Origin of the sequence: Acaryochloris sp. IP29b_bin.137, from assembly GCF_028285745.1 — a bacterium.
Classification (GTDB): Bacteria; Cyanobacteriota; Cyanobacteriia; order Thermosynechococcales; family Thermosynechococcaceae; genus Acaryochloris.
The window spans coordinates 1-12,534 of record NZ_JANQOP010000141.1; the positions used below are offsets into that span (position 1 = coordinate 1).

Here is a 12,534-nt window from a genome sequence, read left to right on the forward strand (position 1 = left end):
CAAACTGCGCTACATCCCGTTGTTGACCACAGCCAACAAGACTTTAATATGGTATCACAGGCGTTTAGCGGACTGGGGACAATCGCGCCAAGGTTTCCAGATAAAACAGTAAAGCATTGATATCGGAAGGATTGACGCCACCAATGCGAGAGGCTTGCCCTACCGTCAGGGGGCGTACTTTTGCTAGTTTTTCCCGTGCTTCCATGGATAGGGTTTCGATGCTGGCGTAATCGATATCTTCGGGTAACTTGCGTTGTTCCTGCCGACTGACCTGCTCAATCTGACGCTGTTGGCGCTGAATATACCCGGAATATTTAATTTCAATTTCGACGCTCTCGCGTTCAGAGCGTTCAATGGTCTCGATACCTAAGCCATGCTGTTGGAGATCACAGTAGTGAAACTTGGGCCGACGCAGCAGATCAGATAGGGTAATCGACCCTTTAATTTTCTCGCCTGTTGTTTGGACGATGGCCTGAGCAGCGGGATCGCGTTCTTTGAGGCGAGTGGCATGGAGCCGTTCTTTCTCAGCCGTGATAGTGGCTTGCTTACGAGTAAATAAATGCCAGCGCCGATCATCAATCAGACCGACTTCACGGCCCAAGGGGGTTAAGCGCTGATCGGCATTATCCGATCGCAGTAGCAAGCGATATTCGGATCGGCCTGTCAACATCCGATAGGGTTCGCGTAAATCTTTGGTGCAAAGATCGTCGATTAGCGTGCCAATATAGCTTTCAGCGCGGGGGAAGACAATCATTTCTTGGTGATTAACCAACCGAGCGGCATTGATACCGGCAACAATCCCCTGAGCTGCCGCTTCTTCATAGCCCGTGGTGCCATTAATTTGTCCCGCACAGAATAGACCCTCGATCCGCTTGGTCATCAGGGTAGGGTAGCACTGAGTGGCGGGCAGATAATCGTATTCCACCGCATAGGCTGGGCGCAGCATCGCACACTGTTCGAGACCGGGCAGCGATCGCAACATGCGTAACTGCAATGCTTCGGGTAACCCCGTGGAGAATCCTTGAATATACAGTTCAGGAATATCGCGGCCTTCTGGCTCAATAAAAATCTGATGACTGGCCTTATCGGCAAAGCGGACAATTTTATCTTCAATACTGGGACAGTAGCGTGGGCCTTTGGCATCCACCCACCCTCCATAAACAGGTGATAGGTGTAAATTGTCCTGAATCAGCTGATGGGTTTCAGGAGTGGTACGGGTGATATAGCAGTTCATCTGCTCCCGCTCGATCCAAACCGCAGGATCAAAACTAAACCAGCGCACCTGCTGATCGGGGGGCTGAGGCTCCATTACGCTAAAGTCTACAGACCGTTTATCGACACGAGCGGGGGTCCCAGTTTTCAGCCGATCGGTTTCAAAGCCTAATTTATTCAGGGTTTCAGTCAGTCCTTCAGCCGCAAATTCCCCGGCTCGCCCAGCGGGCATGGACTTATCTCCAACCCAGATGCGTCCCCCTAAAAAGGTTCCTGTGGTCAGAATAACGGTCTGGCAGCGAAAGGCCACACCAAAATAGGTCTGGACCCCAACCACTTCGTCATTGTCCCCGAGTACCAAATCCGTGACCATGCCTTCGCGCACGGTCAGATGGGCCTGGTTTTCAACGATGGTTTTCATCACCGCCGCATATTCGCGCTTGTCGGTCTGGGCTCGTAAGGCCCAAACGGCAGGCCCCCGGGAGTGATTGAGCAGACGCTTTTGCAAATAGGTGCGATCCGCCATTTTGCCAATTTCGCCGCCCAGGGCATCGACTTCATGGGTGAGCTGAGATTTAGCGGGTGCTCCCACGGCTGGATTGCAGGGTTGCCAAGCAATTTTGTCGAGATTGAGGGTGAGTAATAGGGTACTGCAGCCCATCCGAGCAGCGGCTAGCGCGGCTTCGCAACCCGCATGGCCCGCCCCCACGACAATGACTTCAAACTCATCCAAAAACTCAACTGCTTGGGGGGACGTCATCGGTGCTGCCCTAAACTGATCTCCCTCTGATTTTAACGGTTCTCTGGAAAACTCCCGAAGAGGGCTCTAAGCTGGCCAACCTCACTGATATGACATGACGGAATGCAATACTAGACATTAGACGCACAAGTTCCATCGCCCCATTTTGAGTACTCTTCCCAAATCTTTCCCTAAGCTCTCTCGTCAATTCTTCACCCATCCTGCGCTCCAATGGAATGTTTGGACAGTGGGAATCATCAGCATTGCCCTCTTGATTGCCACACCGATTGTGGTGGTATTGAGCAGCATTTTTACCAATCAAAGTGAAACTTGGGAACACTTAGCCGCTACGGTCTTACCTCAGTACATTACTAACTCCCTCTTACTAATGTTAGGGGTTAGTGTGGGCGTCCTCATCATTGGGGTGGGTACTGCTTGGCTAGTAACCATGTGCCATTTCCCTGGGGTTCGCATCTTTGAGTGGGCGTTATTGCTGCCTTTAGCGGCACCTGCCTATCTACTTGCCTATGCCTATACAGACTTTTTGGATTATTTTGGTCCCGTTCAAACCCTGCTCCGAGATCTTTTCGGATGGCAGAGCGCATCAGATTACTGGTTCCCAAATATTCGATCACTGTGGGGGGCGATCACACTGCTGAGTTTGGTGCTTTATCCCTATGTTTATCTACTGACACGGGTGACTTTCTTAGAACAGTCGATTTGTACCCAAGAAGCGAGCCGGTCCTTAGGATGTAATCCCTGGCAAAGCTTTTTCAAAGTGGCGTTGCCTTTAGCTCGCCCTGCGATCACGGCTGGGTTAGCATTGGCCTTAATGGAGACCCTCAATGATTTTGGCACGGTGCAATACTTTGGTGTGCCGACGTTCACCACAGGGATTTATCGAACCTGGTTTGGAGGGGGAGAACGACCCGCTGCGACGCAGCTTGCTGCAGTCTTAATGATGTTTATCCTGGTTTTGATTTTGTTGGAGCGATGGTCGCGGCGGCAAGCTCGCTACTACCAATCCAGCAGCCCGTTTCAACGGTTATCAACTTACACTCTCCAAGGTGGACGGGCCGTACTTGCCTGGTGGAGCTGCTTTTCGCCAATTTCCCTAGGGTTACTCATTCCCGGCAGTCTTTTGATCCAGATGACGTTGGATAATGCCGATGAAACGTTAGATCAGCAGTTTTTACCCCTAGCCCTGAACAGCTTGCTTCTTGCTGTTCTCACAGCTGGTGTTGCAGTTGTGCTCTCTTTAGTGTTGGTGTATGGGTTGCGCCTTAGAGGAACTCCGATCATGCACTTGGGAGTTCGAGTATCAGCTATGGGCTATGCTATTCCCGGTTCCGTCATTGCTGTGGGAATTTTGATTGCGTTAGGGCTAGTGGATCGTGCGATCGCACCCCTGATGCAGGCTTGGTTTCACTACTCTGGCTCCTTACTCCAGGGAACCATCACAGCCTTAATTTTTGCGTATTTAGTTCGTTTTCTCGCTGTTTCTCTTGGCTCTGTTGAGTCAGGTCTCGCTAAAATTCGTCCGAGTTTAGATGATGCAGCTTATAGCCTCGGTCATACTGCCCGCAGCACATTGCTGAAAGTTCATGCGCCACTCATGGGAGGCAGTCTACTGACAGCCTTAATGCTCGTATTTGTGGATGTGATGAAAGAACTACCCGCGACCATCGTAATCCAGCCCCCCAATTTTGATACGCTGGCTGTCCGTGTGTATCGCTATGCCTCTGACGAACGATTAACAGAGGCTGCTGCACCTGCATTGACCATCATTCTGGTCGGACTACTTCCGGTTATTTTTCTCAGTTGGCAAATTGCCCAGTCGCGATCCCGGGCAGCAGACTAAGAAGAACTAGAACTAGAACCTGGACGCGAAAGTATCCCCAATCCCAAATATCGTCGGGGCTGAGAAAAGCTCGGTGAATCACTCTCATCGTAAATTTCACCCACTAATTCTTCCAGCAAATCTTCTAATGTCACTAAACCGACTGTCCCACCATATTCATCTACTGCGATCGCTAAATGAAGCCGCTGATGCAGCATCTCCTTCATCAAGTCAGCAACCCGTTTGGTTTCTGGAATATAGACCGGGGGGTCCATTGCTGCTGTAACCACTTCATTCCCTTGAGTTTTTAGGTACTGTACAGCACTCTTTAAGTGGATGACACCCAAAATTGAATCCTTGGATTCCTCCTGTACTGGGATCCGTGAATAGCCACTCTCAAGGCAAATATCAATCACATCCTGCATGGTTGCCTGGTGGTCCACCGTCTGCATTTCCACCCGGGGCTTGACGACTTGGCGCACCGTTAGCTTGTCTAACATTAACGCCTTATTCAATAACTGCCGTTTTTGTAAATCCAGTTGACCGCGCCCTCCCAGCACCTCAATCAGCAGTTGTAAATCCTGCAGTGACTCATTTTGCTGCTTCAAGCCACCCTGGAAGACCCTCACCACAACCTGCACAATCGACTCAAACAGTCGAATAATCGGCAATAACAGAATGGATAGCCAATAAATCGGGCGAACCACCCATTGGAAAATGGGCATCGCATTATTCACTGCCAGGGATTTGGGCGTAATTTCCCCAAACAGGAGTAGTAAAAATGTCACTACCGCCGTTGCAAGACCCACTCCAGCGCTACCGAACCAAATCACAAACAAATTGCTGGTCAAAATGGCAGCAAAATTATTGACCAGATTATTGCCCACGAGTAGCGTTGTGATGAATCGGGCTCGCTTCTCTAAAACTAAACGATAAATTCCACCCGGATCCCCTTCGGCCTTGATCAGCGCTCGGAGCTTAAGATTGTCTAATGCCGTGATCGCCGTTTCAGACCCTGCAAAAAAGGCCGACAGGAACAACAGGATGACTAAAATCATCAGGTCCAATCGAAAATCTCCCAACAATGGCCTCACTGCACTAGCCATTAAAAATTGGGAGATAAACAGCAGAAACATTGATTGGAGGACAGACGTTATTGAGAGTGAAAAAATGCTATCGAAACCATTGCCCAGAGATATATCTTATCGTTACTCTCACATTTACATGGCGCTGATCTGCATTTTTAAGATTCAACAAGGTGCCCCAACCCAGCTTGATACAGATTTGTTAAGTTTTACGTTAAATAGAGTGACGACGTCTGCATTTTTTAGTCAACACAAAAAATACCAAACTGACTGCTTCTGTCTGAGCCAAACGGCAGCTACTGTAGCACTGGCCCCCAGAGCAGATTAAGACTCCTCAATTCAGGAAAAATTGGGCCAATTATGCCGACAGAATATTCCTTCTCCCGATTGATTAGACATATCTATACTCACCGATCACAAGAGTTCTATTAGACCTCTTGCATAATTCGTTTCATGATGTGTTACTCACTAAATTTATGTCGTGATCCGAATTGAATTTTTAGTCTTCTACCATATCGGTAACTGAATTATGCAAGAGGTCTATTCATCCCCATGCCTTTTCTACCGTCAAGGGCCTTAGACTCAGATTCAGCAATCCTGAAACCAAAGCGTTCATAGCAGGTTGCTGCAGATCACACTTGAGTCCTGATCATAAGAAAGGTATCTCCATGACCGGGATCATATCCGATGCGACCTTATGAACCATACACTGGAACTAGAAGGTTTGGCCAACAACACTGAGTGCTATTCAAGTACAAAAATATCTAGCGTTTTTGGGTAACCTCTTGATAGGTTCCTTTCCCATGCATAAAGATCGCCATAGCCATTGATGTTTTTATAGGGGGGTAATAGGTGATGTAACCGCCTTAATATTGCTAGGGACCGACCGTCTTGGTATTACCAGGGCAGCCCGACCCGCCATAATGCGATTCCGTAGAAACGTTCAAGTTGTTAGCCTACAACTCAGTTTTTGTAGGACAAGCACCATCAACGCATCGCCAGTTCCCTCGTCTTTCCTCAAAATACTGACCATCATCACGTTTACACCCCTCTGCCTTTACTCCCGTTCTGTCTCTTTATCTTTCGCATGAGTCTTTGCATCAATCCCAGTTGCTCTGATCCACAAAGCTCAGATGAACATCTGTTCTGTGCGAGCTGTGGATCAGAACTGCTGTTAGAGGGCCGCTATCGAGTCCTTAGACTGCGAGGCCAGGGCGGATTTGGTAAAACCTATGAAGTCAGTGATCTGGATAGTCGTCCTAAAATTCTTAAAATACTCACGGATAATTACCCAAAGCATGTAGAACTATTTCAGAGAGAAGCGAATTTACTCAGCCAGCTCAATCATCCGGGCATTCCCAAAGTTGAACCCAATTCATATTTCACCTTTTACCCGCGGAACTGGAAAGAGCCTTTGCACTGTCTGGTTATGGAAAAGATCGTGGGGTTGGATTTACAAGAGTATTTGCGACAGCGGGGCCATCCAATTGACGAGAAATTAGCTATCCAATGGCTCAAGCAAGTTCTTAAGATCCTGCAAGTTGTCCACAGTCAACAGGTTCTTCATAGAGATATCAAGCCGTCCAACATTATGCTGAAAGCAAACGGCAATATCTGTTTAGTCGACTTTGGCACTGCCCGATCCGTGACAAATGTCACGAATACGCAACAAGGGGGGACTCGGGTCGTGTCATCTTTTTACACTCCCCGTGAGCAAATTCATGGTCAAGCGGTTCCCCAGTCCGATTATTTTGCGCTAGGCAGAACCTTTGTGTACCTGGTCACTGGCAAAGAACTCAGTCATTTCTACGACGGGAGCAAGGATGAGTTTGAATGGCGCTCCACTGCCATTAATATTTCACCCAGATTTGCCAATCTATTGGATTGGCTGATGGCGCCCACTGCTAGCCAACGTCCTGCCAATGCTGAAGTTGTCTTGCAACAACTCGTCGTCTTAGAAAGCAGTGGTCAGTCGATCCCTAAGGTCGCCCTCAATAAAGCGTTAGAGCTGGAACCGACCCAAGCTGTCAATTCACCTCATCCTAAAACGCCCCCTACAGCGACACCCACAGGAACGGCTCATCCCCCTCGCAGCCAAGCGGTTCCTACGAATCCCCCTCCGCCTGGGCCCAACTCTGCAGCACCTGAATCTGCTACAGCACCAATTATGGCCAACTCGAAACCGATGATTCGGCCTGAATTTGGACAAAAGTGTCAGCAAGTTTTAGCAGAGTTCATCGGTCCTATTTCAGCGATTGTTTACCAGCGTACGCTTACTCAGCATCCCAATGTCACTGAACAAGAACTGGTTAAACTGTTATCTCAGCAAATTCCGATCGCTGAGCAATCAACAGAATTCCGTCAACGGTTACGGTCTTAGAGGCTTACGAAAAAGTTCATCTTGAAGGATTCGAACTTTAATGGGATTAATATTGATGAATGTTCGGATGTAAGTGACCGAGAAGGCGACGTCAATCGTGGGCTACCTCGATCACAATCAACCCATTGCGAGCAAACTGTATTCATGCTGTCGCAACCCTGACAATGCCAAATCCTGCTGCCAAAATTGAGATTCGTAAAAACCAAGCTCTAGTTAGAGAGTTTCCGCTATCACCCAGTGAAGTTAGCATCGGTCGATCTCCAGACAATCAGCTAGTTTTAAGCGATGATTTATCGGTATCTCGACGGCATGCGGTTATAAAGTACGTGGGGAACAGTTACGTCGTGACCGATCTGAATAGCTCGGATGGGACCTATGTCAACGGGATTCAGCTGGTGCCCCATTCCCCCCGATCACTGGTTGCTGGTGACCAAGTCCGCATTGGCAACTATGAACTTATCTTTTCTGTCGCAGCTGCTCCCGCACAACCCGCTGTTCCGGCCTCTGCCCAAAAAACAACTATTTCAGGCCTGCCGGAAGCTGGATTCGCCTCACCCCCCACCCAAGCTCGACAGTTGGATTTAAAGGGGAGAGATACACTAACATTGGGCCGCGATCCGCTCAATGACATGACCATTAATCATCCTTCTGTTTCCAGATTTCACGCGCAAATTAAGAAGCAGGAGGGGGCATACATTGTTGTTGATCTGAATTCGACCAACGGCACCTTTTTGAATGGCAAACAAATTGTGGGCCATCATCCGTTGCGCGTGGGTGACACAATTCGGATTGGTCCAACAACGCTTTCCTTCAACTTAAATGAGACCCTCTTACACAGCAATGACGAGGGGAATCTTCGGATCGATGCGGTGGGTCTCAACAAGGTCATCAACAAAGAACTCAACCTTCTTCAAGATATCTCGCTGTCTATCCAGGCCAGAGAGTTTGTCGTCATTGCTGGCGTCAGTGGGGGCGGTAAATCGACGTTGTTGGATGCCCTCAATGGGTTTCGACCCGCCACTAGCGGCAATGTCTTAGTCAACGGTACCGATTTATATCGAAATTTCAATGCCTACCGTAGCGAAATTGGCTATGTCCCCCAGCGAGACATTGTCCATATGGAGTTAACTATTGAGCAGGCATTAGATTTTGCGGCCCAATTGCGAATGCCAGCCGATACGACCCGTGCAGAACGCAAAATGCGAGTTAATGAGGTCCTGCAAGACTTGGGACTCGAACATCGCCGCTCGGTTCCCATTAAATCTTTGAGTGGGGGGCAAATTAAGCGGGTCTCCATTGGTGTGGAACTGCTAACAAAGCCCAGTTTGTTCTATTTGGATGAGGCGACGTCAGGCTTAGATCCCGGTACTGAAGCTGAGCTAATGCAGTTGTTGCGAGAACTTGCAGATCAAGGCCGAACGATTCTGTTAATTACCCATGCCACAGACAATGTCACCCTCTGTGATCAGGTCGTATTTATGGCGCGAGGTGGCTACCTAGCCTACTATGGCCCGCCCAAAGAAGCCCCTCAGTATTTCGGGGTTGAAAAGTTTAATCAAATTTACAGTAAGGTTGAGCATGAATTGTCTCCTCAAGAGTGGCAGCAGCGTTATCTGAGATCGCCCCTCTACCAAAAATATGTGGCCCAGCGTCAACAATCCTTGGGGACCTCTGGAACGCAAAAAGGTCCCAAGCGCCTGCGACAGCAGCTACCTGGGGCCCAGGTCAAAACCATTTCTAGCTGGAAACAGTTCCTGATTTTATCGAAACGAAATATTGCGATTCTGATGCGCGATCGCGTTAGCCTTCTGCTTATGCTGGCTGTTGCCCCCATCCTCGGCCTGCTCGATCTCGTGACCTGGAGTCAACCCCTTTTTAATAGGGAAGATGGGAGCGCTAATTTAGCGCTGACGATGCTATTCACAACAATTTTATTCTCCGTCATGGTTGGCGCACTCCCAACCATGCGCGAAATCGTTAAAGAAGTCGATATCTATCGTCGCGAGAGAATTATCGGCTTACAAATCATTCCTTATGTTTTCTCAAAAGTCTGGGTCAGCATTTTGCTGGCACTCTATCAAGGCGGTGTTTTCCTCCTCTTTAAAGTGATTGCTATCCCAGATTTACCGAGTGAACCTGGCACTTTGTTAGGCATGTATTTCACCATTACCCTCTCTGTTATTGCTGGGATGTTATTAGGACTCTTAGGATCGGCAGCAGCTCCGAACCAAAGTGTGGCGCCGATTCTGGTATTGGTCTTTCTCATCCCTCAGATTATTTTCGGGGGAGGTGTCTTACCCATTGATACTTTTGGCCCTCCCGGTCAGATTCTTAACAAGCTTTCCCTAACAAAATGGCCTTTTGAAGCTTTGTCTACTCTTTCAAAAGCAGGAATAGACGTTGCTGAAGATCCTTGTTGGCAGGATATTACCTCTGGCAAGGTTAAAGAATATAACGACATCAAAGATGAACGCAAAAAAAACTGTGACTGTATGGGAGAAAGTGTCTTCAAGAAATGTGAGTTTCCCGGCATTTTGCAGGAATATGATCCCATCGTTGATCAGCCTAAACCCAAACAACCCAAACAACCCACCGGCGCTGCTGCCCAAGCTCCTGGCGCATTTGATGCGTTCAACAAAGATCTAGAGCAATATCAAGAAGATCTAACGGAGTGGAACTTAAAGCGGAATGGTGCGATCAGTTCTGCTGAAGGCTTAATCAATGGTATCAATGAGCAATTTAGCAATACCTTCAAGGTGGATGTCAATCAGCACCTCGGCGTTTTCGGCATCTTTATTTTTGCAATTTTCGCTCTAACTTTAGCCGTTCAAAAAGCCAAAGACTTTTTATAAGGTAGCACCTAAGAATTCTCAGGGTTCTGTTTCAGCATATTCATCGCCATTTCTAAGCTGACTTTTAAGCGGTTTACGGAAGCCGCTAACACGCCAATTTCGTCGTTGGGTTTATGCTCAAAGTCACTATCTAATGCGCCAGTACTGACATCCCGAGACCATTTGGACATCTGCGTTAAGGGCGTAATAATAGAAAACTTCAAGAACAGGTTGAGAATAATAGCAGCGACGATAAACCCTGCCGCTAAAATACCGATCACGAGTAATTGCAATCGCCGTGCTTCTGCAAATACCTTACTGGCTGGCACAGAAATCATTTGAGCACCAATAATCTCATTCAGTTCCCAACCAAAGCCACCAGTATCTCCGTAGGTTTTAATTTGGCTAGCCGGTGCTCTGTCAGGCGTGCTGTGGCAGACTAAACAACTTTCGCTTTTTATCTGCAAAGGTCGGGCGATATAAAAGAGATCCCCAGCTGAAATTTTGCGGAAACCGACCTGCTCTTGCAAATCAGGTTGACTTCGGAATTTCTCAACGATTTCAGTCTCGAATTTATCAGCTTTATCCCGGATATAGGTTGGGTTTAGGGTTGCTTCTTTATAGAAAAAATCACTGTATTGCTCCCGATTTTGCAAGTTACTAAAAACTTCCCTTGCAGAATAACCAGGGACGCTTGTTTTGATAAACTGACCGTCTATCTCTAAATCTGGGGATAATTTTTGGATTGTCCCTTGGTTAACTTGCTTGCTGGTATATTCTCGAACAGATGTCATTGTTTCGATCAGGACCAAAGCTTTTTCCTTGACTTCTTGTTCAGCATTTTCCTGCAGAATATTTGATAGCAGTAAGCCGTTAATCAAAACAATAATTAAGAAAACCGAAAGCAAAATAAGATTCAGCTTGACGCCCAGTTTTAGATTTTGGAACATTGGCAGAATTCCTTAACTATTGGAAATAGGTATTTGTTTTCAATATTCAGCGGACACAAATAAAATATTACGTCATGTAAAGGTGGATTTATTTAGTTTTCCAGGGAGAATTTTTGTGACGATTATCCCTCTGTTTGATGTCTTGATCGAACTTGTTCTATGCTAGGTAAATACTTTGTCTATCTGCTGGCTGCTAAGGCACTTGAGATTGGTTGATCGTACTATCGTAGAAGCAGTTTCAAGCTTAGCCTAGCTAGATGAACTACGACAAGATCAATCATAGATAATTTAGATGAAGTTTTTTTATGATCTGGAAGATGCATTCCCGCCGTTTTTTCCTAATCTTCTTACTGCCGATTTTATGGCTGTTGATCGCCTGTGACTCTACAGAAAATGAACCCTTAAAGAAATTAGTTGTTGGTGTTGTCAGTTATGGGGAAGGCTCCCGTTCTTTAGAACAATATGCCGACCTAAAAGAGCATTTAGGCACGGAATTAAAAAGCCTCATTGAATTTGAACCCGCTCTTAATGAAATTCAAGCCATAGATCAGATTGAGCGGCAAAATTGGGATCTTGTCTTCGCTCCACCAGGCCTAGCTGCGATTGCCATCTCTCAAGCTCAGTATGTTCCCGTGTTACCTCGCGAAGGGGGCGAACAGGAGCAGTCTGTGATTGTCGTGCGAGATGACCACCCTTCTGCTGCACTCACTGATCTGGGTAACCAAGCCGTTGCTTTAGGCCAAAAAGGCTCAGCGGCAGGCTACTATTTCCCTGTTTTTAATCTATATGGTCTAACGCTGGCAGAAATCAAGTTTGGGGCTACACCGAAGGAAGTCTTAAAGTGGGTTAATCAAGGGGAAGTGGTGGCAGGTGCTCTTTCCTTAGCAGAATTTGAGCGTTATCGTTCTGATTTTAAGGAGACTCAATTTCGCATTCTGTATCGGGATTCTCATCTGGTGCCATCTGGTTCAGTCTTAGTGGGCCCTGATGTTGACGAAGCATTGAAGACGCAACTCCTAGATGCCCTAGAGTCTGCTTCTCCTGGCACTAAACGATCGGTAGGTTATATCTCGAATGCCCAACCGCCCAATTATGAATACTTAATTAAAGTCGTTAAGCGAGTTCAACCCATTGCCCAGCGGATCAGGGAAAAACCAGCCCCCTTGTATGAGGCAACAGAAGGCCTTACACAATAGGTATTGCACAGGTTTAATCGTCTAGACGCGTCTAGACGATTGTGCGTCAACAAAGTGTGGAATAAGTGGCTAAGTCTTGCCATTCCCAAGGATGCTCCGTCAGTCCAGCACGTTGGGCAGCCGTATTCTTAAATCGAGAGTTGCACCAGATCCAGTTGAGATAAGCCAGCACCAGTCTTAACGTCACTGCACTCTGTTGCCAAACTTTGCCAAATTTGTTCTGCCGTCGATGCCATCGCCCGGTCTGTTGACGCACGATGCCATTGCTCCGCTCTAAGCGTTGGGTCAGGGCTTTGCATAC

At 47.4% G+C, this 12,534-nt stretch carries 7 protein-coding genes and 1 pseudogene; 4 read left to right on the top strand and 4 right to left on the bottom strand.

Going from position 1 to position 12,534, the window contains the following annotated elements:
- Positions 1-64: 64 nt before the first annotated feature.
- A complete protein-coding gene (gene mnmG, locus Q0991_RS10885) occupies positions 65-1,972 on the bottom strand; it encodes a tRNA uridine-5-carboxymethylaminomethyl(34) synthesis enzyme MnmG (protein ID WP_299488286.1) in 1,908 nt (635 codons plus the stop codon).
- Between the two features lie 145 nt (positions 1,973-2,117).
- Between mnmG and Q0991_RS10890 the strand changes: the two genes are divergently transcribed.
- A complete protein-coding gene (locus Q0991_RS10890; protein WP_366524947.1) occupies positions 2,118-3,812 on the top strand; it encodes an iron ABC transporter permease in 1,695 nt (564 codons plus the stop codon).
- On the opposite strand, the gene Q0991_RS10895 is transcribed toward Q0991_RS10890, so the two are convergent.
- Positions 3,809-4,927 carry a hemolysin family protein gene (locus Q0991_RS10895; RefSeq protein ID WP_366524948.1) on the bottom strand — a complete coding sequence of 373 codons (1,119 nt, stop codon included), beginning with the start codon at positions 4,925-4,927 and terminating at the stop codon, positions 3,809-3,811. The two genes, Q0991_RS10890 and Q0991_RS10895, sit on opposite strands and share 4 nt — an antisense overlap.
- A gap of 1,036 nt (positions 4,928-5,963) precedes the next feature.
- Here Q0991_RS10895 and Q0991_RS10900 point away from each other — a divergent pair.
- Entirely contained in the window at positions 5,964-7,256 is a 1,293-nt protein-coding gene (locus Q0991_RS10900) for a serine/threonine-protein kinase (protein WP_299488289.1), read from the top strand.
- 164 nt (positions 7,257-7,420) lie between these two features.
- On the top strand, positions 7,421-10,108 hold the full coding sequence (locus Q0991_RS10905) for an FHA domain-containing protein (protein WP_299488291.1): 2,688 nt from the start codon (positions 7,421-7,423) through the stop codon (positions 10,106-10,108).
- 8 nt (positions 10,109-10,116) lie between these two features.
- Here Q0991_RS10905 and Q0991_RS10910 read toward each other — a convergent pair whose 3' ends face one another.
- A complete protein-coding gene (locus Q0991_RS10910) occupies positions 10,117-11,037 on the bottom strand; it encodes a DUF3365 domain-containing protein (protein ID WP_299488293.1) in 921 nt (306 codons plus the stop codon).
- 305 nt (positions 11,038-11,342) lie between these two features.
- Between Q0991_RS10910 and Q0991_RS10915 the strand changes: the two genes are divergently transcribed.
- Entirely contained in the window at positions 11,343-12,233 is an 891-nt protein-coding gene (locus Q0991_RS10915) for a PhnD/SsuA/transferrin family substrate-binding protein (protein ID WP_299488295.1), read from the top strand.
- A gap of 46 nt (positions 12,234-12,279) precedes the next feature.
- Here the strand turns inward: Q0991_RS10915 and Q0991_RS10920 are convergent.
- A pseudogene (locus Q0991_RS10920) lies at positions 12,280-12,534 on the bottom strand (IS1 family transposase); the annotation flags it as partial.

What these genes read in the sequence shown, in the direction of transcription:
- mnmG (WP_299488286.1), bottom strand. Translation starts at nt 1,972, where the DNA reads ATGACGTCCCCCCAAGCAGTTGAGTTTTTGGATGAGTTTGAAGTCATT.
- Q0991_RS10895 (WP_366524948.1), bottom strand. Translation starts at nt 4,927, where the DNA reads ATGTTTCTGCTGTTTATCTCCCAATTTTTAATGGCTAGTGCAGTGAGG.
- Q0991_RS10900 (WP_299488289.1), top strand. Translation starts at nt 5,964, where the DNA reads ATGAGTCTTTGCATCAATCCCAGTTGCTCTGATCCACAAAGCTCAGAT.
- Q0991_RS10905 (WP_299488291.1), top strand. Translation starts at nt 7,421, where the DNA reads ATGCCAAATCCTGCTGCCAAAATTGAGATTCGTAAAAACCAAGCTCTA.
- Q0991_RS10910 (WP_299488293.1), bottom strand. Translation starts at nt 11,037, where the DNA reads ATGTTCCAAAATCTAAAACTGGGCGTCAAGCTGAATCTTATTTTGCTT.
- Q0991_RS10915 (WP_299488295.1), top strand. Translation starts at nt 11,343, where the DNA reads ATGATCTGGAAGATGCATTCCCGCCGTTTTTTCCTAATCTTCTTACTG.